General features: G+C 67.8%; 10 protein-coding genes. 7 read left to right on the top strand and 3 right to left on the bottom strand.

Annotated elements, in window-relative coordinates; genetic code table 11:
- Positions 1-4: 4 nt before the first annotated feature.
- The 3 genes from AC07P1_RS21560 to AC07P1_RS21550 are packed head-to-tail and all read right to left on the bottom strand — an operon-like array spanning position 5 to position 2080.
- Entirely contained in the window at positions 5-1345 is a 1341-nt protein-coding gene (locus AC07P1_RS21560) for a YncE family protein (RefSeq protein WP_494697754.1), read from the bottom strand.
- Complete coding sequence (locus tag AC07P1_RS21555; protein WP_494697753.1) at positions 1342-1746, bottom strand: DUF305 domain-containing protein; 405 nt, start codon at positions 1744-1746, stop codon at positions 1342-1344. Before AC07P1_RS21555 ends, AC07P1_RS21560 begins: the two co-directional genes overlap by 4 nt.
- Positions 1747-1750: 4 nt before the next feature.
- Complete coding sequence (locus tag AC07P1_RS21550; protein WP_494697752.1) at positions 1751-2080, bottom strand: CzcE family metal-binding protein; 330 nt, start codon at positions 2078-2080, stop codon at positions 1751-1753.
- Positions 2081-2486: 406 nt separating this feature from the next.
- On the opposite strand from AC07P1_RS21550, the gene AC07P1_RS21545 reads away from it, so the two are divergent.
- The 7 genes from AC07P1_RS21545 to AC07P1_RS21515 all read left to right on the top strand — a co-directional run bounded on the left by AC07P1_RS21545 (position 2487) and on the right by AC07P1_RS21515 (position 24810).
- Positions 2487-3008: a sigma-70 family RNA polymerase sigma factor gene (locus tag AC07P1_RS21545; protein ID WP_494697751.1), complete on the top strand. Its 522-nt coding sequence runs from the start codon at positions 2487-2489 to the stop codon at positions 3006-3008.
- Between the two features lie 115 nt (positions 3009-3123).
- Positions 3124-3393 (top strand): MbtH family protein, encoded by a 270-nt coding sequence (locus AC07P1_RS21540; protein WP_494697750.1) that lies wholly within the window; start codon positions 3124-3126, stop codon positions 3391-3393.
- Complete coding sequence (locus AC07P1_RS21535; protein ID WP_494697749.1) at positions 3393-4136, top strand: thioesterase II family protein; 744 nt, start codon at positions 3393-3395, stop codon at positions 4134-4136. The genes AC07P1_RS21540 and AC07P1_RS21535 overlap by 1 nt, the downstream gene beginning before the upstream one ends.
- A gap of 46 nt (positions 4137-4182) precedes the next feature.
- Positions 4183-5160, top strand: a complete 978-nt coding sequence (locus AC07P1_RS21530; protein WP_494697748.1) for a TauD/TfdA family dioxygenase — start codon at positions 4183-4185, stop codon at positions 5158-5160.
- A gap of 25 nt (positions 5161-5185) precedes the next feature.
- Positions 5186-10534, top strand: a complete 5349-nt coding sequence (locus AC07P1_RS21525; protein ID WP_494697747.1) for an amino acid adenylation domain-containing protein — start codon at positions 5186-5188, stop codon at positions 10532-10534.
- Complete coding sequence (locus AC07P1_RS21520) at positions 10531-15066, top strand: type I polyketide synthase (RefSeq protein ID WP_494697746.1); 4536 nt, start codon at positions 10531-10533, stop codon at positions 15064-15066. The genes AC07P1_RS21525 and AC07P1_RS21520 overlap by 4 nt, the downstream gene beginning before the upstream one ends.
- A gap of 9 nt (positions 15067-15075) precedes the next feature.
- Positions 15076-24810, top strand: coding sequence for an amino acid adenylation domain-containing protein (locus AC07P1_RS21515; protein ID WP_494697745.1), 9735 nt, complete (start codon positions 15076-15078; stop codon positions 24808-24810).
- The last annotated feature ends 131 nt before the right edge of the window (positions 24811-24941 follow it).

Raw genomic sequence — 24941 nt, 5'->3', positions numbered from 1 at the left:
AGCGCTAGCTGCGCGGCACTGACACCAGCACAGTGGCCGCGCCGGCCTCCTTCACCGAGATGGCGCCGTCCGTCCCGCCCGGGCCGATCATCGTTCCATTCGCCATGCCCGCGTCGTTGGTCTGGAAGCTGCCGACCGGCGCTGCGTCGGTTCCCGCGTAGACATCGTACCGGGTGTTCGGTTTGAGCTTGTACAGGAACGCTTCGATCGATTCGACCACGCCCAGCGGGCGCACCACCACAAAGCCCCTGCCGCCGCCTTGCACCGGCTTTAGCTGGATATTGACGGAGTCCAGGTTCACGCGTGGAGCCAGGTTGGACTTGTCGTTGGCGGACGGCGCCACGTTCGACAGATAGACCAGGGCCTGCGGCGCCTGGCCCCCGCCGACGGTGGAGACCACTTTGTTCGAGGCGGTATCGATCACCTGCACGCCATCGCCGTTTTCCAGTCCGATGTAGACGCGGCTGTTGTCGTCCGAGGTCCACGCGCCGTGCGGCAGCGCGCCGGTGGGGATCGTGGCGAACAGTTTTGCTTCCTTGCCGGTGCTGTAGACCTTCACCACGTTTTCGCCGCCGATGGTTACGTAGGCGCGCACCTCGTCCCTGACTTTGGCAAACGCCAGGTGGTTGGTGATGAAGCCGGTGTCGATCACGCCGGTCACTTCCAATGTTTTGGTGCTGATGCGCGTGACCTTGCCGACGTCCTTGTGCGTCATCCAGATCTCCTCGTGGTCCGGCGTGAATTGCAGGAACGGTGAGAACGGGCTGACGACACCGATGCGTTTGATGATGGTGTGCGAGGCGACATCGATGATGTCGACCGTCGGCGTGAAACTGGACACGGCGAACGCCAGCTTGCCGTCCGGGTGGAACTGCACCATGCCCGGTCCGAGGTCGGTCCGGATGCGGCGCGTCTCCTTGAACGTGGCCGGATCGATGACCGAGATATAGTCCTCGCCCCGAACCACCACCCAGACCTCTTTGCCGTCGGCCGTGAAGAAGCCCTCGTGCGGCGAGCGGCCGACGTAGGTCTTGCCCTTGACTTTATTGGTCGCGGTGTCGATGAAGGTCACCGAGTTGGAGCCGTTCGAAATGGCGATCAGCGTCTTGTGGTCCGGCGAGAACCCCAGGCCGTGCACATTGGTCTCCCCGCGATACAGCGGCGACAGCACGTCTGGCCGTTGGTTACCCAGCTTGATCTGTCCCAGCAAGGTGTTGGTGGCGGGGCTGAACACCGACACGGTGTTGGTGTTTTGGTCGGCGGTATAGACGCGGTCCAGCGGCGAGATGGCGGCCCACGCGCTGGCGCACATCAGCGCGCCCACGGCGAATGCGGCTTTCTTCATTTTGGATTCTCCTTGGAAGGGTGTTGGCGCAGCCAGGCTTGCATGACGTTGATCTCCACCTGTTGTTCGGCGATGATGCCCAGCGCCAGATTGCGGATTTCGGGGTCCCTGGTCGTCAGCAGGACGGCCTTGGCCATATCGATGGCCCCTTGGTGGTGGGGCATCATCATCGTCACGAAATCGTGTTCGGGCACGCCGTTCATCGGCGCCTGCTTCATGCCGGCGTCCATGACGGCCATGGCGTCGTCCATCAGCGCGCCGAAGGGCTTGGCGGTGCTGGCGACGAAAGGGGGCGGGGCGCCCGCCGCCGCGCCGTGATGGTGGTCCTGCGCGCCGGCCGCAGCCGCCGCCAGCATGGCGACGATGGCGGCCGCACCACGAGCGATGTCGATGGCGCCCATCACATTAACCGCGATACAGCGGGTTGCTGGCGACGTAGACGGTCACGTTCCCCACTTCCACACCTTCCGGCGCGATCTTTTCCAGTCCGAACTGGTCTTCCGCGTGCAGCGTTTCGAAGTGCCAGGTGAAGGTTTTGCCGTTGATGTTGAAAGCGACGGTTTCGCCATTGTTGACGTTCACGCATTTCGTGCCTGGCTCGATGGTGATTTCGCGGTCGGCGAAGCCGGTGTTGGACGCGCTGCCGTAGTTGGCCAGTGCGCCGGGTGCCGCCTGTGCCAGGCCGGCGCCGACGATGGCGGTGCAGATGATGAGGATGCGCAGTGTCTTGAACATGATGTGTCCTTTCGGTTGTTGAGGTGAAGACAGGACAAGTTTAAGGAGGGCGCACTGACAGGAACATGACGCTTGCGTGACAGATTTGTCATCTTGTCCGATTGCGCGATTGGCGTGCCAGCCAGCGCTCCGCATCCCGGTACCGCCCGCATGCATGTGGTGCGTCACATTTCCTCGGGTTAAATAATATTGCCCCGCGATGCGGGACGTATGAAATGCGATTACGTACACCTACCGCATAGTTGGTTCCCAGCCGGCCAAAAATCTGATGTAATGAGAATTATTCGCATTCTCAAGGACGGCGAAAATACTGAAATTGTGGCGGGTGGGATGCCCCCGCCGCACGCCGTCCGCTTCCCCCGCGCTTCGCCGCCGCCGCGCTCCTCACCTGACAGGAGAGACCCTTTTGTTGCCCGCCGTTACGCCAAATCATGCGCTCATCGAGGTTTACCTCGCGCGCCGCCGCGATCTTCGCGCCGTCGCTTCCAAAATATTGCGGCACCCCGACCACATCGACGATGTGCTCCAGGATGCCTACCTCAAGCTGGCCGACTGCGTCTGCGCCCGCGATATCCCGAATCCTTTCGGCTATTGCTGCCAGGTGGTGCGCAATTTGGCGCGCGACCATTGCCGGCGCCGCATGGTGGAGTCGGGCTACATCGTCATGACCGCCGCCGACGACTTTCCCGAGGTCGATGGCGGCCGCCCGGCCGACGCGGGCATCGACGCGCGCCGCGTGCTGGCGAAGGTCGACCACGCGCTGGCGGCGCTGCTGCCGCGCACGCGCCTGGTCTTCGAACTGCATCGCATCGACGGCAAGACCCAGCGCGAGGTCGGGAAAATCGTCGGCGTGTCGGCCACGCTGGTCAACTTCATGATGCGCGACGTGGTGCACGCGCTGGCCGGCTGCCGCGAGCTGCACGAGTGACGCGCGGCCGCCATGACTAAACACGCGGCGCCCTGTGCCGTCTAGGAGGGAGGGGCGGTCATGCATGCGCAGCGCCGACGCTCCCTTCCATTCACCCGCAACGCAAGGAGATTTTATGACCACCAGCTGCTTCGATCGCGAAGGCGAGACCTTCATCGTTTTGATCAACCACGAGGGCCAGTATTCGATCTGGCCGCACTGGAAGGCCGTCCCCGGTGGCTGGACCGCCGTCGCCGATGAACACGGCGTCCAGGTGCGCGGCGACAAGCAACTGGTGTCGGCCTATGTCGAGCGGCACTGGACCGATATGCGCCCGCTGTCGCTGCGCACCTGGATGGACGAGCAGGCGCGCCAGGCGTCCGGCGCCGGGACGGCCGCGCGGTGATGCCGGCGACGCCGCACGTCAAGCTGCTGGTGCTGCCGTGCGCGGGCGCCAGCGCCACCATGTACCTGCGCTGGCGCCGTTGGCTGCCGGCATGGGTGCAACTGGTCCCGGTCGAGCTGCCGGGACGGGGCGGCCGGCTGGACGAGCCCTGCGTCGAAGACTATGAGCGGCTGGTCGCGCAACTGTGCGACGAGCACGCCGGGACGATGCGGGGCGATTACGTCCTGTTCGGCCACAGCATGGGGGCCATGCTGGCCCACGGCATCGCGCGGCGCCAGCGGGAGCTCGGCAGGCCGGCGCCGTCGCTGCTGTTCGCGTCGGGCAGCCCGGCGCCGTCGCAGCACGACCCGCAACGCTTCGAGGGCAAGGACGACGACGCCTCGCTGATCGCCGACATGCGCAAGCAGGGCGGCACGCCGGAAGAGGTCTATGCCTGCGAGGAGCTGATGCGGCTCACGCTCGACACGTTGCGCGCCGACTACCGCGCCTGCGCCAGCTTCCGCTACGGCGCGCCGGCATCGCTGCCGTTTCCGCTGCACGTGTTCGCGGGCAGCGACGACGACATCGCCGGCCGGCGCATCGAGGCCTGGCGGCAGGAGGCGGCCGGCGCCTTTTCCCTCGACTGGTTCGACGGCGGCCACTTCTTCGTGCGCCAGCGCGAGCCGGAGGTGCTGGCCGCGCTGATGCGGCATCTGGCCCGGCGCTTTTGCGCGGCGCCCGGTGAGCCGGCGCGCGCCGCATGACCTGCCGTCGGCGGGCGCCGGCCTGTGAATTGGAACTCTAGGAGACATGATGAACGCATTTACACGATTTGAATGTATGCGCCCGGCCGACTGCGTGCTGCCGGCCCTGATCACGCCATCGTCGGCGGGACAATCGCTGCTGCAGGCCTTGCCCGGGCTGCGCGCGCAAATCGAGGCTACCGTGGCGGACGTCGGCGGTGTGCTGCTGCGCGGCTTCGACGTGTCCGGCGTGGAGGAGTTCCGCACCTTCGCGGCCGGCTTCGGCCATCCCTTGCTGTCCTACGAATTCGGTTCCACGCCGCGCACGGCGCTGGGCGGTGGCGTCTACACGGCGACCGAATATCCCTCCCACCAGTCGATCCCGCTGCACAACGAGCAGGCCTACACGCGCATGTGGCCGATGAAGGCCTGGTTCCATTGCGTGACGCCGTCGATCGAGGGCGGCGCGACTCCGATCGCCGACAGCCGCAGGATCTACCGGCGCATGCCGGAAGCGATCCGCGCGCGCTTCGCGCCCGGCATTCTGTATGTGCGCAATTTCGGCGAGCTCGATGTGCCGTGGCAGCAGGTCTTCAATACCGACAACCGCGCCGAGGTCGAGGCGTTTTGCCGCGAGGCCGCGATCCGCTGGGAGTGGAAGCCGGACGGCGGCCTGCGCACCACGCAGCTGTGCCAGGCCACCGAGGTCCACCCCGTCACCGGCGAAACGGTGTGGTTCAACCAGGCGCACCTGTTCCACGTCTCCAACCTGCAACCCGAAGTGCGCGAGACGATGGAGGAGGTGTTCGGCGTTGAGAACCTGCCGCGCAACACCTATTTCGCCGACGGCTCGGCCATTCCCGACGCCTTGCTCGACGAGGTGCGCGCCGTGCTGGACGCCGAGACCGTGTCGTTCGCCTGGGAGCGGGGCGACGTCCTCATGCTCGACAACATGCTCGCCGCGCACGCGCGCGCGCCGTTCAAGGGCCCGCGCAAGGTCGTGGTGGCGATGGCCGAATCGCACGGCAACCTCGACAAATTCTAAACGCTTCACACAGCAAGGATATCCGATGACGATACGATCCAACTCCAGCGGCCAGGCCTTCCAGGCGCCGCGCGACTTTGTGCGCTGCTTGCGGGACCTGGCGGCAAGCCGGCCGGCAGAGCCGGCGCTGGTGGTGGTCGCCGAGCGCGGCGGCGAAGCCTCCGAAATCGTGTTGACCTACGCCGCCTTCGACCTGCGCGTGCGGGCGCTGGCGGCGGACCTGCAGCATCGCTTCGCCGCCGGCGAGCGCGTACTGATCCTGCTGGACAACGACGAGCACTACGCCGTTGGCATGTTCGCATGCTTTTATGCCGGCGTGATCGCGGTGCCCGTGTTCCCGCCCGAGTCGACGCGGCCGCAGCACCTGGCGCGCCTGGCCGGCATCGCCACCGATGCCCGGGCGCGCGGCATCCTGACGGTTGGCGCCCTGCTGGAACTGGTGGGTGAGGCGGCGCAGCGGTTCGGCGGGGCGGAGATCGTCGTCGTCGACCAGGTCGATCCTGTGCTGGCGGACCGCTGGACGGAGCGCCAGCCGTCGCCCGACGACGTCGCGTTCCTGCAGTACACCTCGGGTTCGACGTCGACGCCCAAAGGCGTCATGGTGACCCACGGCTGCCTGATGGCCAACGAACAGGCGATCCGTGAGGGCCTGTCGATCGGCGCCGACGACAAGTTCGGCGTATGGTCGCCGCTGTTCCACGACATGGGTCTGATCGGCGGCCTGCTGCAACCGTTCTATAGCGGTATCCCGTGCGTGCTGTGCGCGCCGGGGTATTTCGTCGAGCGCCCGCTGCGCTGGCTGCAACTGATCTCGCGGCACCGCATCACCATCAGCGGCGGCCCGGATTTCGCCTATCGCCTGTGCCTCGACCGGATCAAGGAAAGCCAGCGCGAAGGGCTCGACCTGTCGTGCTGGCGCATCGCCTATACCGGCGCCGAGCCGGTGCGCCACGATACGATGGCGGCCTTCGTCGAGCGGTATGCGCCGGCCGGCTTCGACGCCGGCGCGGTCTATCCGTGCTACGGGCTGGCCGAAGCCACGCTGTTCGTCACCGGCGGCCGGCGCGGCGCGGGAATGGCGGTGGGCCGCTTCGACGGCGGCGCGCTGCTGCGCAGCCTGGCCGTGGCGTCCGACGATGGCGCGCCGCTGGTCGGTTGCGGGCGCACGCCGTCCGGACACGCGACACGCATCGTCGATCCCGCCAGCGGCATCGAGGCCGCACCGGGCGTGATCGGCGAGATCTGGGCCGGCGGCCCCAGTCTGGCGGCGGGCTATTGGAACCGGCCGGACGAGACGGCGAAGACCTTCGTCGAGCGCGACGGCGAACGCTGGCTGCGCACGGGCGACCTGGGATTTTTCACCGGCGATGAGCTGTTCGTGGCCGGACGCCTGAAGGACATGATCATCGTGCGCGGGCACAATATCTACCCGCAAGACATCGAGCGCGCCGTCGAAGCCGGCGTCGAGGCCGTGCGCAAGGGGCGGGTTGCCGCTTTCGCAGTGACGATGGACGGCCAGGAGGGTGTCGGCGTAGCCGCCGAAGTGTCACGCGGCTTGCAAAAACTGATACCGCCGCAGGCGCTGGCCGATGCGCTGGGCGCCGCCGTGAGCGAACAATGCGGCGAGGCGCCGAAAGTGGTCGTGTTGCTGCAGCCCGGCGGACTGCCCAAGACTTCGAGCGGAAAACTGCAGCGCGGCGCCTGCCGCCAGGGCTGGATCGACGGCTCGCTCGACTTCTATGCGGTGGTTGAACAGGGGCGTCCGCCCGTCGGCGCCGGAGCCGATCCTGGACCGATGGTCGGCGCCGACGACACGGCCAACGAGCTTGCGCGTCTGTGGCGCGAGGTGCTCGGACACGAGGAGAGCCGCTCCTATGCCGATGACGCGCATTTCTTCGCCCTGGGCGGCAATTCGCTGGCCGCCGTCCAACTGGCGGCGGGTATCGCCCGGCGCTGGAATGTCGATTTCCCCGCGCGCCAGGTGTTCACTCATGCCAGCCTGGGGGCGCAGGCCGCCGCCGTGCGCCAATGCCGGCAGGCCGACACACCCGCGCCGGCGCCGATTCCCGTGTTGTCCGCCGCGCGCCGCGCCCAGCCCATGCCGCTGTCGCCGGGCCAGCAGCGCCTATGGTTCCTGTGGCAGCTGGCGCCACAAAGCACCGCCTATCATGTCCAGGGCGCGTTGCGCCTGACCGGCGCGCTCGATGCCGATGCGATGCGCGCGGCCGTGGCCGGCGTGGCGCGGCGCCACGAATCGCTGCGCACCGTGTTCCGCGCAAGCGCCGACGGCGGCGTGGAGCAGGTCGTCGCTTCGGATGGCGCGCTGGAGCTGCAACTGATCGACCTGTCGGACGCCGGCCCGGATGGCACGCCGCTGCTGGCCGAGGCCTTGCGCGCGATGAACGCCAGGCCTTTCGACCTGACCAGCGGCCCGCTGGCGCGCGCGGCGTTGATCCGCACCGGCCGCGAGACGCACGTGCTGGCGCTGCTCATGCATCACATCATTTCCGACGGCGCGTCCATGCGCATCCTGGTCGATGAACTGGCGGCGCGCTACGCCGCGACCGTGGCGGGCGACGACGGGGCGCCGGCACCGGTGGCACATCAATACGCCGATTATGCGGCCTGGGAGAATGGCCGCGCCGGCGACGAGACGACGCTGCGGCAGCTGGCCTACTGGCGCGGGCGGCTGGGCGTGGCGGACGGCGAAACGCAACCGGTGCTGGCGCTGCCGACGGATCGGCCGCGCCAGCCTGTCGCGCGCCACCGCGTTGCGCATCATCGTTTCGATCTGCCCGCCGGCTTGGCGGCCGACGCGCGGCGGCTGGCGCAGGGCCAGGGCACGACCTTGTTCACGGTCTTGCTGGCGGCCTTCCAGGCCCTGCTGCACCGCCACACGGGCCAGCGCGACGTCCGCGTCGGTGTGCCGGTCGCCAATCGCGGGCGGCCGGAGCTGCAGGAGGTGGTCGGCTTCTTCGTCAACACGCTGGTCCTGCGCGCCGATGTCGACGGCCGCCAGCCGCTGGCGCGGTTGCTGGCACTGACCCGGGAAGCCACGCTGGAGGCGCAAGCCAACCAGGAACTGCCTTTCGAGCGGCTGGTGGAAGCCCTGCAACCCGAGCGCAGCCTGGGCCACCATCCGTTATTCCAGGTGATGTTCAATCATCTGCCGGAGGACTACGCCGGCTTCGCGGCGCGCACCGGCCTGGCCGCCGAGGCGCTGGCACTGCAGGAGGACGAAGCGCAGTTCGAACTGGCGCTGGACACGCGCGAACATCCGGACGGCCGCGTGAGCGCCCAGTTGAGTTATGCGTGCGAACTGTTCGACGCGTCCCGGATGGAGCGCCTGGCGCGCCACTATCTGATGTTGCTGCGCGCCTTCACCGTGCAGCCGGCACAGTGCCTCGGCGACGTCGATCTGCTGGACCAGGACGAAGCACGGCAGCTGGCGGCTTGGGGCGCGAACCCGCGGCGGTATCCCGATGCGGTGCCGCTGCACCGGCTGATCGAACTGCAGGTCGGTAAGACACCGGATGCGCCGGCCGTCATGCTCGGCGACGAGGCGCTGACTTACGCCGAACTCGATGCGCGCGCCAACCGCCTCGCCCATCGGCTCATCGGCCTGGGTGTGGTGGCGGAACAGCGCGTGGGCCTGGCGGTGCCGCGTTCCGTCGACATGGTGGTGGCCTTGCTGGCGATCCTGAAAGCAGGCGGCGTGTTCGTGCCGCTCGATCCCGACTATCCGGTCGAACGGCTGGCGGCCATGATCGAGGACAGTGGCACCCGGCTGCTGCTCACGCAACGCGGCGTGGGCGTGACGCTGCCTTCACATGCGTCCGTGCGCTTGATCGCGCTCGACGAACTCGATCTCGTCGGCGCGCCGGCGCATGCGCCGGCGGCGGTGCTAAAAGGCGACAACCTGGCCTATGTGATCTACACCTCCGGCTCCACCGGCAAGCCGAAGGGCGTCGCGGTCGCCCATCGCGCGCTGGTCGAACACGTCCAGCTGTCGGCGGTTTTCTCGGGCTTGACGCCGCGCGACCGGATGCTGCAGTTCGCCACGCTCAATTTCGACGGCTTCATCGAACAGTTGTTTCCACCATTGATCGTGGGCGCGGCCATCGTGCTGCGCGGCCCGGTGCTGTGGAGTCATGACGAGTTCCTGCGGACCGTGCGGGAACGGCGCATCACCATCGCCGACCTGCCGACCGCCTACTGGTTCACACTGATCCAGTCCTTCGCCCAGGGCGGTGAGCGCGACTACGGCAGCCTGCGCGAAGTGCATATCGGCGGCGAGGCCATGCCCGCCGAGGCGGTGCCGGTGTGGATCGCGGCGGGGCTGGGGCATGTCAAGCTGCTCAACACCTACGGTCCGACCGAGGCGGTGGTGGTGGCATCGATCTTCGACTGCGCCCCGTACATCGGCGGGGCCCGCGACGTGCCGGTGCGGATGCCGATCGGCCAGCCGCTGCCGGGCCGCAGCCTGCACGTGCTGGACGCCGACCTGCAGCCGGCGCCCGCCGGCGTGGCGGGCGAGCTGCACATCGGCGGCGCGCTGCTGGCGCGCGGCTACCTCGGGCGGGCATCGCTGAGCGCCGAGCGCTTCGTCGCCGATCCGTTCGACGCCGCCGGCGGCCGCCTCTATCGCACGGGCGACCGGGTGCGATGGAACGCCGACGGCGAGCTCGAATACCTGGGACGCATCGATCATCAGCTCAAGATTCGCGGCTTCCGCGTCGAACCGGGCGAGATCGAGACGGTGCTGCTGGCGCAGCCGGAAGTGCGGGAAGCGATCGTCGTCGCCATGGATAACAGGCTGGTGGCGTATGCGTCGCCGCAGCCGGGCCAGGCTATCGACGCCGGCGCGATGCGCGCGCGGCTGGCCGGCCTGCTGCCCGATTACATGGTGCCCGGCGTGCTGGTGCCGCTGGCGGCGCTGCCGCTTAACCCGAACGGCAAAGTGGACCGTCGCGCGCTGCCGGCGCCGGCACGGCCCATCGCCCTGGCGTTCGAAGCGCCGCAGGGCGACATCGAGGCGGCACTGGCGACGCTGTGGAGCGAGGTGCTTGGTGTCGAGCGCATCGGCCGGCTCGATAATTTCTTTGAACTGGGCGGGCACTCGCTGCTGCTGCTCAAGCTGCACCGGCAACTGGTGCCACCGCGCTTCGCTTTCGCGCCGACGGTGGTCGACCTGTTCCGCTATCCGACGGTGGCCTCGCTGGCGGCGTTCATGGCGGACGGCGGCGCGCCACGGGAAGACGGCGAAGAAGGAGCACGAGGGGAAGAACGAACGAAACACGTCGCCGAGCGCGCGACACGCCAGCGGCAGGCGTTCCTGGCGCCGCGCGCGCGCGGCGGGAGGGCCGGCGCATGAACGATTCAAACGCAAACTACAGCGGCGTCGACATCGCCATCGTCGGCATGGCGGGCCGCTTCCCCGGCGCCGCCGACGTCGATGCGTTGTGGCGCAACGTGCTCGCACAAGTGGAAGCCGTCACCGAACTGGATGAAGCGCTGCTGCGCGAGCGCGGCGTCGACGCGTCGGCCTTGGCGGATCCCGGCTACGTCAGGAAGGCGATTCTGTTCGATGGGATGGAGCGCTTCGACGCCGGTTTCTTCGGTTACGCGCCGCGCGAGGCGGAGCGTATCGATCCGCAGCATCGCCTGTTCCTGGAGACCGCATGGCAGGCGCTCGAGCATGCCGGCTATGCGGGTGCCGACGGCCAGGCCGCCGCGCGCTTGACGGGCGTGTATGCCGGCAGCGGACCTAGTCTTTACATGATGCGCCACCTGCTGCCGTCGCTGAACCTGGAGGATAGCGACATCGCTTCGCTGCTCGGGGTGCTGAACGGCAGCGATCCCGATGCGCTGGTGTCGCGCGTGGCCTATAAGCTCGATCTGAAGGGGCCTGCGGTCGCCGTGCAGACGGCGTGTTCCACCTCGCTGGCGGCCGTGCACCTGGCCTGCCGTGGGCTGCTCAATTACGAGGCCGACATGGCGCTCGCCGGCGGCGTCTGGCTCAATCTGCTGCAGGGACGCGGTTACCGCCACCAGCCCGGCGCCATCCTGTCGCCGGACGGCCATTGCCGCGCCTTCGACGCCGGCGCCGGCGGCACGGCGATCGGCAGCGGCGTCGGCATCGTGGTGCTCAAGCGCCTGGCCGATGCCATCGCGGACCGCGACACCATCCATGCCGTCATCATTGGGTCGGCATTGAACAATGACGGCGCCGACAAGGTCGGATATACCGCGCCGAGCGTGGCCGGCCAGACGGCGGTGATACGCGCCGCCCACGCGATGGCCGATGTCGACGCCGGCTCGATCGGCTATGTCGAAGCGCACGGCACCGGCACGACGCTCGGCGACCCGATCGAGGTGGCGGCGCTGACCGACGCCTTCCGCGCCAGCACGGCCCGCGTGGGATACTGCGCGCTCGGTTCGGTGAAAACCAATGTCGGCCACCTGGACGCGGCGGCCGGGGTGACGGGCCTGATCAAGACGGTCATGGCGCTGAAACATGGCGTGCTGCCTCCCAGTTTGAATTTCACGCAGCCCAATCCGCAGATCGACTTCGCCGCCAGCCCGTTCCGTGTCAATACGGAGGCCCGGCCCTGGCCGGCGCAGGCCACGCCGAGGCGGGCCGGCGTCAGCTCGTTCGGCATGGGCGGCACCAACGTTCACCTGGTGCTGCAGGAGCCGCCCAAAATTACATCGGCATCGACGGCGGCGCCGGCCGGCGACGGCGTCGTGGCGCTGATGCTGTCCGCCCGCAGCGCGGAGGCGCTGGATGCGGCTTGCCGCGACCTGGCGGCGCATCTGGCCGACCATCCCGAAACGCCATTGGCCGACGTCGCGCATACCTTGCGCGTGGGCCGCAAGCACTTTGGCCATCGTGCCGTCGTCATGGTGCGCAACCACGCCGAGGCGCGGCGTGCACTGGCGGAAGACGACCCGTTGCTGTTGCTGCGTGGCGTGGTGGCGGTGTCGCCACCACCGGTGGCATTCCTGTTCCCCGGCCAGGGCTCCCAGCATGCGAATATGGGAAGGGCACTGTACGAAGCCGGAGGAGTATTCCGGGAGACGGTCGATCGTTGCAGCGTGCTGCTGCAAGCCGACCTGGAACTGGACCTGCGCACCTTGCTGTTCCCGGAACCGTCGGCGCAGGCGGACGCGGATCGGGCGTTGGCGCAAACCGCGCTGACCCAGCCGGCCTTGTTCGTCATCGAATACGCGCTGGCCCAATGGTGGCTTGCCCAAGGCGTGCGCCCCGACGCCATGCTGGGCCACAGCATCGGCGAATACGTCGCGGCGTGCCTGGCCGGCGTCTTCTCTTTGGAGGATGCGTTGCGCGTCGTCGCCGCCCGGGGGCGTCTGCTGCAGGCCACCGTGCCCGGGGCGATGCTGGCGGTCGGTCTGACGGAAGCGCAGTTGCTGGCGCAGCCCCAAGCCGGTTGCGACGTGGCCGCCGTCAACGCGGTCGACAAGTGCGTCCTCTCCGGCGCCGTGGAAGCTGTCGCCCGGGCCGAGCGGGCGCTGGGCCAGCGCGGCGTCGCCGTGCAACGGCTGCACGTATCGCACGCGTTCCACTCGGCGCAGGTCGAACCCATGCTCGCCGAATTCGCGGCGCTGCTGTCGCAGGTGCCGCTGGGCGAGCCCCGCATTCCATTTGTTTCCAATGTCAGCGGCCGCTGGATCACGGCCGACGAGGCGCGCAGTCCGGCTTACTGGGTAAGCCATGTGCGCGGTGCCGTGCGATTTGCGGACGGGCTGGAGGTACTGCTGGCCAAAGCGGGCCGGGCGCTGCTCGAAGTCGGACCTGGTGACACGCTGGCCGGCTTGGCGCGCCGCCACCCGGCGGCAACCGGTCATGCCGTGCTGGCCTCTCAATGCCATGCGCGCCGCGCCGAGCACAATGCCGGCCAGCCGGCACGCTGCCTGGCGCAGTTGTGGAGCCTCGGGGCCGAAGTCGGGCAAGCGCCATTGTTCCATCAGTCCGAACCCCGTCGCGTGCCGTTGCCCACCTATCCATTTGAACGGGAATCTTATTGGCTGGAGCCGGCCGCCACGCGGGTATCCAGGTCGGAAACCATGCCGCCCGCCCTGGATCCGGGCATCGATGGATGGTTTTATACGCCGGTCTGGCGCCGCGTGCCGCTGGCGGCGCGGGACCATGCAGGCGGCACGGTGCTGGTGATCGGCGACGCCGGCGGCGACACGGAGCAGCTTTGCCTTGCCTTGCGAACGCGCGGACGGCGGGTGCTGCGGGTGGAGCGGGGCGCCGAATTCGCGCAACTGGGTGAATACCGCTTCACGGTGCGCGCCGGTGAGCGCGAGGACTACGCCCAGGTTCTGCGGCGGATCGGCGGCGAGCACGGGCCGCTGGCCGATATCTGCCACGTATGGAATCTTAACGTCGTGTCGACGCCCGAGGATGAAGCCCAAACACTGGAATCCGGCTTCTTCGGCCTGATCGCACTGGCACAGGCGCTTGGCGCCGACGATGGGAACAAGCTGCGGATTACCGTGGTGGCCAATGGTCTGGAAGACGTGACCGGCGACGAACCGCTGCAGGTGGCGAAGGCGACCCTGCACGGGGCTTGTAAGGTCATTCCGCAGGAATATCCGCATATCGCCTGCCGGGTTGTCGATGTCGTGCGGCCGGCCGGCACGGCCTTGCCGGAGCGGGTCGTGGCGCAGATCGTCGCCGAGATCGACGCCGGCGATGACGCGCCGGTCGTGGCGTATCGTGGGGCGTACCGTTGGACGCGGACATTCGAGCGGGCCTCGCCCGCAGCCATGGGCATGCGGTCCGCGGCGCCGCCACTGCGCCGCCACGGCGTGTACCTGATCACCGGCGGCCTGGGTGGCGTCGGCCTCGCGCTGGCACGCTATCTGGCCGAACGCTGGCAGGCGCGCCTGGTTTTGATCGGGCGTGGCATGTCGCCGATCCACGCCGCGACCATCGCCGAACTGGAAGCGCTGGGTGCCCGGGTGTGGTGCCCCCAGGCCGATGTGGCCGACGCCGAACGATTGCGCGCGGTGGTCGACGAGGCCACGCGGCGTTTCGGCCCGCTGAACGGCATAGTGCACGCCGCCGGCGTGGCGGGCGGTGGCATGATTGCCCGCCTTGAGCGCTCCGCCGCCGCGAAAGTCCTGCATCCAAAGCTGCACGGCACCAGGAGCTTGCTGGCCGCGCTGGCCGGTACGTCACCGGACTTTGTCATGCTGTGCTCTTCGCTGACGGCCATCACCGGCGGCTATGGCCAAGCGGACTATTGCGCGGCCAATTGCTATCTCGACGCCATCGCCGCGCAAGCCGCGCGTGACGGTGGCCTGCCGGTGGTATCCGTCAACTGGGATACCTGGCACGGGGTTGGCATGGCGGCCCATCATCGCCTGCAGCCGGGAAGCGGCATCGTCGCCTGGCAGGCCGGCGCGCTGCTGGAGCGATTATCGTCGTTGACGCAGGTGCCGCAGGTGCTGGTGTCGACCGTCGCGATCGAGGAACAGTTCGCGCAGGCCATGTCCACCGAACTCGCCGACCGCCTGTTGCCCGCCGCGCCGGCGCGGCGGCGCTCGCAGCCCCGTCCCGCGCTGCGTACGCCGTGGATGGCGGCCGACGGCGAACTGGAACAAGGCCTGGCCGGCCTGTGGGAGGAATTCCTGGGGATCGCCGCTATCGGCGCCGACGACAACCTGTTCGAGCTGGGAGGCGACTCGCTGCTGGCGATCCAGCTGCTGGCGCAGGTCCGGCAAGGCTATGGCGTGGCGATTCATCCCGCCACTTTCTTCCAAACGCCGACGATCCGGGCGCTGGCCCTGCTCGTCGAGGAGCGGCTGATCGAAGAGCTGGAGCAAGCCGCTTCCGGCGACGCGGCCGCAGAACACATTGCAGCACCTGCCTGAGGGGTATAGATGTCCAAAGTTAATGATCTTTCCGCACGCCGCGCCAACCTGAGCGCCGACCAACTTGCCATGCTGGCCAAACGCCTGCGCGGCGGCACCGGTGCGGTTCCTTCGCGCCAGGCGATGCCGCGCCGGGACAGGGAGGCGCCCGCAGTGCTGTCCTTCGCCCAGCAAAGGCTGTGGTACTTATGGAAGCTCGATCCCGACAGCGCGGCCTATAACCTCGCCGGTGGCCTGCGCTTGCGCGGTCCGCTCGAAGCTGCGGCGCTGCGGCAAGGCTTGTCCGCGCTGGTGGCGCGTCACGCGTCGCTGCGCACGGTCTTCCGCGAAGGCGGCGACGGCAGCGTGGAGCAGGTCGTCATGCCCGCCGGGCAGATGCCGCTGCCATGCATCGACCTGGCAGGTATCGACGCGGCTGTGCGCGAAGAGCGGATGCATGACGAGGTGCGGCGCCTTTGCGCGCTGCCGTTCGACCTTGCCGGTGCCGGGCCGCTGCGGGCCGCGCTGATCCGGCTCGACGCCGTCGAGCATTGCCTGATCATGGTGATGCACCATATCGCGTCCGATGCGCAATCGACGCAAGTCCTCCTTGAGGAGCTGCCTGAACTTTACCGGGCGAGCGTTGAAGGGCGCCCGCCGAAGCTTGCCGAACTTCCCGTGCAGTACGACGACTACGCGGCATGGCAGCGGCAATGGCTGCAAGGCGCGGACGCGCAGCGCCAACTCGGCTGGTGGAAGGATTATCTGGGCGACGCCTCCCCGGTGCTGGAACTGGCGACCGATATGCCGCGCAAGCCGAATGGTCGCTATACTGCGGCGGCGCACACTGTGTCAATCGATCCGGCCTGCGCGGACCGGGTTCGCCAGGCGGCCCGTTCGCAAGGCGGCACCTTGTTCGCTGCCTTGCTGGCCGCGTTCCAGGGGCTGTTGTTCCGTCATTCTGGCATGCGCGACATCCGCATCGGCGTGCCGATCGCCAACCGTCACCACGCCGACATCGCCGGCGTGGTCGGCTTCTTCGTCAATACACAGGTGCTGCGCGCCGAGCTGTCCGGACGGACCACGCTGGCCGAATTGCTGGCGCGGAGCCGCGAGGCCGCGCTGGGTACGCAGGCGAACCAGGACACGCCGTTCGAACAATTGGTCGAACTGCTACAACCGGCGCGTAGCCTGACGCATACGCCGCTGTTCCAGGTGATGTTTAACCATCTTCGCAGCGACGACAAGGCTCTGCAGGCTTGGCCAGGCGTGTCCGCCGAGCGCCTGGACTTCGACGCACCGGTGGCGCAGTTCGAAATGACGCTGGAGACCAACGAGGACGCCGCCGGCCGCGTAAGCGCGACCTTCCGATACGCGTCGGAGTTGTTCGACGCCCGCACGATCGAGCGCATGGCGATGCACTACACCGCGCTATTGGGCGCGCTGGCGGAGAAGCCGCAGCAGACGCTGGGCGAGGTGGCGTTGCTGGACGCGGACGAGTTGCGTCAACTGCGCGGCTGGGGCGTCGGCGAGCGTGCGTATCCGGACACGACGCCGGTGCACCAGCTGTTCGAGCGCCAGGCGCGCCGCCAGCCCGACGCGCAGGCGCTGTTGTTCGGCGACGAAGCGCTCACGTATGGAGAACTGAACGTGCGCGCCAACCGCCTGGCGCACCGGCTCATCGCCATGGGCGTGGCGCCGGAAGTGAAGGTGGGCATCGCCGTCGAACGTTCGATGGGGATGGTGGTCGGACTGCTGGCGATCCTGAAGGCGGGCGGCGCCTACGTGCCGGTCGACCCGGACTATCCCGCAGACCGCATGGCCTACATGATGCAAGACAGCGGCATCGGCCTGCTACTGACTGACCGCGAGGTGGGACCGAAACTGCCGGCGGTCGCCGCCGTCACGGTGCTGGAGATCGAGAGCCTCGATCTCGGCGCGGAACCGTCACACGATCCGCAAGTGGCGCTGCATGGCGAGAACCTGGCCTACGTGATCTATACCTCCGGTTCCACGGGCCGCCCGAAGGGCGCGGCCAACCGCCACGGCGCGCTGCACAACCGCCTGGCGTGGATGCAGGAAGCCTACCGGCTGGACGGCTCGGACACGGTGCTGCAGAAAACCCCGTTCGGCTTCGACGTCTCGGTCTGGGAATTCTTCTGGCCTTTGATGACGGGCGCGCGCCTGGCGCTGGCCCGTCCGGGAGACCACCGCGATCCCGCAAGGCTGGTCGACGCGATCCTGAAATTCAACGTGACGACGCTGCACTTCGTGCCGTCGATGCTGCAGGCGTTCCTGGCCCACGAGGGCATCGAGGCGTGCCGCAGTGTGCGGCGTATTGTTTGCAGCGGCGAGGCGTTGCCGGCCGAAGCGCAGAACGGCGTGTTCGCGCGCCTGCCCGGCGCGGCGTTGTACAACCTGTACGGCCCGACCGAGGCTGCCATCGACGTCACGCATTGGACGTGCCGCGACGACGGCCGCAGCCAGGTGCCGATAGGGCGGCCGATCGCCGGAATCGGCACCTATGTGCTGGACGAGGAATTGAATCTGGCGCCCGCGGGCGTGGCTGGTGAACTGTATGTGGGCGGCGCCGGCCTGGCGCGCGGTTACCTGAACCGACCGGCCCTGAGCGCCGAGCGCTTTGTCGCCAGCCCTTTAAGCGAGCAGGGCGAACTGCTGTACCGCACCGGCGACCTGGTGAAGTGGAACGCCATGGGCAGCCTCGATTACCTGGGCCGCATCGACCATCAGGTGAAGATTCGCGGCCTGCGCATCGAGCTGGGCGAGGTCGAGGCGCAGTTGCTGGCGCAGCCCGAAGTGCGGGAAGCGGTGGTGGTGGCGGCCGAAGGCCCCGGCGGCGCGCGCCTTGTGGCCTATGTGTCGGCGGCGGCGGGCGCGGTCATCGATATCGCCGCGCTGCGCGAGCGGCTGGGCAGGCAACTGCCGGAGTACATGGTGCCGGCCACGCTCATGATACTTGAGAGCTTGCCGTTGAACGCCAACGGCAAGGTCGATCGCAAGGCGCTGCCGGCGCCGGAAGCGGTGGCCGTGGCGGCATACGAGCCGCCGCAAGGCGAGGTTGAGGAAGCGCTGGCCGCGATCTGGGCCGAGGTGCTGGGTGTCGAGCGCGTGGGCCGGAGCGACAACTTCTTCGAGCTCGGTGGCGATTCGATCCTCAGCTTGAAAGTCATCGCCAGGGCGCATGCGCGGGGAATTTCATTGACGCCACGCCAATTCATGGAGCATCAGCGGCTGTCCGAAGCCGCGACGGCCAGCAGCAGCCGGCAGGGCAGCGCCATCCCCGCACTGGCGCGAGACAGCCGCAGCGGACCGGCGCCGGCCTCGTATGCGCAGGTGCGGCAATGGTTCATGTGGCAATTCGATCGCGACAACACCGCTTACCACATCAGCGGGGCGCTGCGCCTTATGGGTAGCCTGGATGTCGAGGTGCTGAGGGCGAGTTTCGCGGCGCTGGTGGAGCGTCACGAGTCACTGCGTACGGTATTCCTCGCCGACGACGATGGCCTGGTCGAGCAGCATATTCGGGCTTCGGTCCCGATCGAGGTCGCGCTGATCGACGCCGCCGAAGAGGGAGTCGGCCCGCATCAACAGCGCATCGTCGACGAGCCTTTCGATCTGACGGCGGGGCCGCTGCTCAGGGTGGCGCTGCTGCGCGAGGCCGCCGACAAGCACGTGCTCGTGGTGGTGGTACACCACATCGTCTCGGATGGCTGGTCGATGCAAGTGATCATCGATGAATTCGTGCAGCAGTATTGCGCGCGCGTGCAAGGCCGCGTGCCAATGCTGGCAGCGTTGCCGATCCAGTATGCCGACTATGCCGTTTGGCAGAGGGGCTGGCTGGCGGATGGCGAACGCGATCGCCAGCTGGCGTACTGGCGCGAGCAGTTGGGAGACGTGCATCCGGTACTGCAACTGCCGACCGACCGCGCGCGCCATGCGGATCAACGCTACACGGCCGCGCGCCATGACGTCGAGTTGCCCGCCGCCTTGGTCCGGCGCCTGAAAATACAGGCCCAGGCCAATGGCGCGACGCTGTTCATGGCGCTGCTCGCAGGGATGAACGCGCTGCTGTACCGCTATACCGGCGAAGCCGATATTCGGCTGGGTGTAGCCGTCGCCAACCGCCACCGCGTTGAGGTGGAAGGCGTGGTCGGTTTCTTCGTCAATACGCAGGTGCTGCGCGACGTCGTGGACGGCAGGGCAAGCCTTGGCGAGCTGCTGCTGCGGGCGAAGCAATCGGCGCTGGGTGCGCAGGCGCATCAGGACCTGCCGTTCGAACAGTTGGTCGAAGCGTTGCAGCCGGAGCGCATCGTAGGAACGAATCCACTGTTCCAGGTGATGTTCAATCATCAGCGGCAGGACCACAGGGCGCTGGCCGCGTTGCCGGGTTTGTCCTTCGAGTATGGCGAACCTGGCAAGCAGCGCGCCCAGTTCGAGCTTACCGTGGACACCATTGAAGGCCAGGATGGCCGCGTGCATCTGGGCTTCGTTTACGCGGAGGAGCTGTTCGGCCCCGAGGCGATCGGGCGCATGGCGCGGCACTACGAGACGCTGCTGGCCGCGTTGGCGGACCAGCCGCACCAGGCGGTGGGCGACGTGCCGCTGCTGGACGCCGCCGACCTGCGACAGCTGGCAAGCTGGGAATCCGGCCCCCAGGACGACGGCGAGACGGTACCCGTACACCAGCTGTTCGAGCGGCAGGCCCACCGTCAGCCGGACCAGGTGGCGTTGCTGTTCGGCGAGGACGTCCTGACCTACGGCGAATTGAATGCGCAGGCCAACCGTCTGGCGCACCGCCTGATCGCGCTTGGCGTGGCGCCCGAAGTCAAGGTGGGCATCGCCGTGGATCGCTCGGTCGGCATGGTGGTGGGATTGCTGGCGATTCTCAAGGCGGGCGGCGCTTACTTGCCGCTCGACCCTGAATACCCCGGCGAGCGCATGGCTTACATGATGCGGGACAGCGGTATCGGCTTGCTGCTGACGGACTGCGAGGTAGGGCAGCGTCTCCCGCCGGTCGCCGGAGTCGAAGTTCTCGATCTGGAAACGCTCGATCTCGGCGCCGAACCGGAACACGACCCGCAAGTGGCGCTGCACGGCGAGAACCTCGCCTACGTGATCTACACCTCCGGTTCAACCGGCCGTCCCAAGGGCGCGGCGGTCCGCCATCGCTCCCTGGCCGGCTGCATGCGCTGGATGCAGGATACCTACGGCCTGACCCGCGACGACACCGTGTTGCACAAGGCGCCGTTCGGTTTCGACGTCTCTGTGTGGGAGATCTTCTGGCCGTTGACCACCGGCGTGCGCCTGGTGGTGGCCAACCCCGGCGACCATCGCGATCCGGAGCGGATCACGGCGCTGGTGCGCCGCCATGCCGTCACCACGATGAACTTCGTGCCGCCGATGCTGCAGGCCTTCCTGGCCCACGAGGGCATCGAGCGCGAGACGCGGCTGCGCTATGTGATCTGCGGCGGCGAGGCCATGCCGTCGGCGACGCAGCGCGAGGCGCTGCGGCGGCTCCAGGGCGTCAGCCTGCAAAATTTGTATGGTCCGACCGAAACGACGATCCACGTCACCCAATGGACGTGCCGGGACGATGACCGCAGCCGCGTGCCGATCGGCCGGCCGATCGCGCGGACGCAGGCCTACGTGCTCGATGCGGACCTGAATCCCGTGCCGGCCGGTGTCGTCGGCGAGCTGTATATCGGCGGCGGGCTGCTGGGACGCGGCTACCTCGGCCGGCCTTCGCTCAGCGCGGAGCGCTTTGTCGCCGATCCGGTGGGCCAAGCCGGTGGAAGGCTGTACCGCACCGGCGACCTGGCACGCTGGAACGGAGAAGGACAGCTGGAATACCTGGGACGTACCGATCATCAGGTGAAAATCCGTGGCCTGCGCATCGAATTGGGCGAGGTGGAGGCGGAACTGCTGGCGCAGCCCGATGTGCGGGAGGCCGTGGTTGTGGCCCAGCAGGGGCCGGCCGGCGCGCGCCTGGTCGCGTATGTATCCGGCGCCGCGCTGGACGCGGCGCCATTGCGCGATCGATTGGGCCAGCGGCTGCCCGGCTATATGGTGCCGGCGGCGCTGGTGGTGCTCGATGCGCTGCCGTTGAACGCCAACGGCAAGGTGGACCGCAAGGCGCTGCCGCCGGCGGAATTCGGCAACGAGCGCGGCTATGCGGCCCCGCAAGGCGACGCCGAGGCGGCACTGGCGGCCATCTGGTCCGAAGTGCTGGGCGTCGAACGTGTCGGCCGCGACGACAACTTCTTTGAAATCGGTGGCGACTCGATCCTCAGCCTGCAGATCCTGGCGCGAGCATACCGCGCCGGGTGGAAAATCGCCGCGCGCCAGATGTTCGAGTACCAGACCATCGCCAGGCTGGTGCCGCAACTGGAACGCAGCGAGCCACGGTCCCAGGCGGCGCCTGCGACCAGACCGGAAGGACCGCTGCTGCGACTGACGGCGGACGAAATCGCCGCCTTGGGCGTGCCGGCCGAAGCGATCGAGGACATCCTGCCCCTGACGCCTATGCAGCAGGGCATGCTGCTGCATACTTTGCTGGACCCGCGTTCGGGCATGTACCTGATGCAGGACCGTTTCCATATCGTCAGCGGCATCGACGTCGAGAAATTCTGGCGCAGCTGGGATGTGGTGTTCGCTGCGAACGCCGCGCTGCGGGCGGGCTTCGCCTGGCAGGGCGGTGGCGCGCAGTACCAGGTCATCCGGCGCGATGCGGTGCTGCCGAAGGAGTATATCGACCTGCGCCACCTGGAGCGGCCGATGGCCCACGCCGCCCTCGATGCGGCCCTGAAGGCTGAACTCACCACCGGTTTCGATATGACGGCCGCGCCGCTGATGCGTATCCGCCTGGCGCGCGTGGCGGACGAGGAGTTCCTGCTGGTCGTCAGCTTCCACCATATCCTGATGGACGCGTGGTGCTCCGGCTTGCTGATGGGCGAGGTCCTTGCCGAATATGACAGGCGCACAGGCGGAACCGATCATCCCCGCGTCGCCGCCACGCCGTACCGCGCGTTCTTCGAGTGGCTGATGGCGCGCGACTACGAGGCGGCGCGCCGCTACTGGCAACAGGAAGTGGCCGGATTCGACCAGGTCACGCCGCTGCCGATACGGCGACGCGCGGCCGGCGAGGGCGGATCGAGCATGATGAATGTGCGGACCACGCTGCCCGCGGCCCGAACGCGCGAACTGAATGCCATGTGCAAGCAGCACCGCATCACGCCGAATACGCTGATCCAGGGCGCCTGGGCGCTGGTGCTGTCGCGTTATTCCGGCATGCCGGACGTGTTGTTCGGCGTGACCGTGGCAGGCCGCCCGGCGGAGCTGCCGGAGCTGCACCGCACCATAGGGCTGTTCATCAATACGATCGCACTGCGGGTGCGACTGCCGTCACCGGCGGCCCAAACGACGGTGCTCGACTGGCTGCGCGCCTTGCTGTCGCAGAACCTGGCGTCCAGGGAGTGCGATTTCGTACCGCTGGTCGAGGTGCACAAGATGACTGGCCTGCCGCACGACCAGCCGTTCTTCGATAGCCTGTTCGTCTTCGAGAACGCGCCGGTCGAGGCGGCGGTGCTGGACCGGGCGAAGCAGTGGTCGGTGGAGGACGCGAGCTCGCGCACGCATACCAACTACCCGGTCACCGTGGTGGTCACGCCGGCCGAGGAGCTGCAACTACAAATTACCTACGACGAGCGCCTGGTCGAAGCGGCGGTGGCCGAGCAATTGATGGACAGCTTCCGGCATGTCATCGGGCAGTTCGTCGCGGCGCCCGACGCCACCTTCCACGCGGTCGGAACGCTGCCGGACGCGCGGTCATCGGCGCTGGTGGCGCTGGGGCGCGGACCCGACGTGCCAAGGCGGTTCGAGACCGGCTATGCCGGACTATTCGCCGAACAGGTGGCCCTGCATGGCGCGCGGACAGCCGTTCGCCATCAAGACCGTACGCGCAGCTATCGGGAACTGGACGACGCCAGCGACCGCGTGGGGCAACTGCTGCGCGAGTCCGGCGTGGTGCCGGGACAGACGGTGCTGGTATTCGTCGAACGCGGCGTGGCCCTGCTGGACGCGATCCTCGGCTGCTTCAAGGCCGGTGCCGCCTATCTCGCGGTGGACGTGAACCTGCCGGTCCAGAGGCTGGCCAGGATCGTCGATTGCGCGCGGGCCGGCCTGTTCCTGGTCGACCGCAACTGCCAGGAAAAGCTGGCGTCCGTGCTGCAGGCCGCCTCTGTGCCGCCGACGGCGGCAACGATCATCGACATCGGGGGCGTCGCCAAATGCGAGCAGCCTTTGGCGGCCGTCGGCCACCACCCGGATCAGCCGGCGTATGTGATTTTCACCTCCGGTTCGACCGGGGAACCCAAGGGCGCGGTAGTGACCAGCCGGGGCATGCTGAATAATCAGCTGAGCAAGATCGATCTGTTCGGCCTCGGTAGCGACGATGTCATCGCGCAGACCGCGCTGCAAAGTTTCGATATCTCGGTGTGGCAACTGCTGTGCGGCCTGCTGTGCGGCGCGTGCATCGAGATCGTTCCGACCCCGGTCTCCCGCGATCCGCTCTCGCTGCTGCACTTGCTGCGCGAGCGCGGCGTCACCGTGTTCGAGGGCGTGCCGTCCATGATGCAGGCCATGGCGGATGGCGCCGACGTGCCGCTGCCGAAGCTACGTGTGGCGATGGTGACCGGCGAGGCGGCCAAACTGGCGCAGGTGCGCGCATGGCGTGAGCGCTATCCGCAGTCGTTGTTGGTGAATGCCTACGGCCCGGCCGAGTGTGCGGACGACGTGGCGCTGTATCTCAAGTCCCGGGATGAGGAGCTACAGGCGGGCGACGCCTGGGCCGACGGCATTTTCCCGATCGGCCATGCGGTGGAGAACACGCACCTGTGCGTCCTCGACGCCGGCCTCGATCCGGTTCCCGCCGGCGTGCCGGGCGAGTTGTACGTCGCCGGCGCCGGCGTCGGACAGGGCTACATGCTGCGGCCGGACCTGACCGCCGAGCGCTTTATCGCCGACGTCTATTCCGGTATCCCCGGCGCAAGGATGTACCGCACCGGCGATATCGTGCGCAGCCAGATGGACGGCACGCTGGAATACCTGGGGAGGTCGGACAGCCAGGTGAAGATACGTGGACACCGCATCGAGCTGGGCGAGATCGAAGCGCTGCTGGCGCAGCATGACGCCGTGCGGGATGCGGTGGTTGTCCCTTGCGCCGACGGTGGCGGTAGCCAGCGCCTTGCAGCCTATGTGGTGCCGGCGGCGGACGGCCCGCAACGCGACGAGCTGCCGGCTGTCCTGCGCGGCTACCTGGAGGGCCGCCTGCCCGAATACATGGTGCCGCCGGTCTGGATGATGCTGGATGAATTCCCGCTCAACGCGAACGGCAAGGTGGACCGGAGGGCATTGCCGGCGGCGGACTTCGGCCAGGCCGGCAAAGCATACCGGGCGCCTGTCACCGAGACCCAGGTATGGCTGGGCGAAGTGTGGCGGCACATCCTCGGGGCGGAACGCGTCGGGCTGGACGACCACTTCTTCGACCTTGGCGGACATTCGCTGAGCGCCATGCAGGTGATGTCGAGGATACAAAACGTGCTGCGCAAGGACGTGCCCATCAACCTGTTGATGACGGCGCCGACGCTCGAGCGGTTCGCCGCGGCGGTCGATCGGCACACGATGTCGGCGAGCGATGAGAAGTTGGAAGATCTGGAGGAATTTTTGAATTCATTGGGAGATGCATGATGGAGCGCGCGGTTGCTGTTCGTTTGATGGAGCGATTTAATTCGACTTCCGCTGAAAATCGGCGCATTTTTTACAAGAAGATGCGGGCGGAAGGCGTCGCCCTGTCTCAACTTCCCATTCTGGCAAGGCCG

It is taken from the genome of Duganella sp. GW821-FHT07F09, assembly GCF_059418705.1.
The sequence above is the reverse complement of the archived record's forward strand: the minus strand, read 5'-3'. Positions and strand labels throughout refer to the sequence as shown.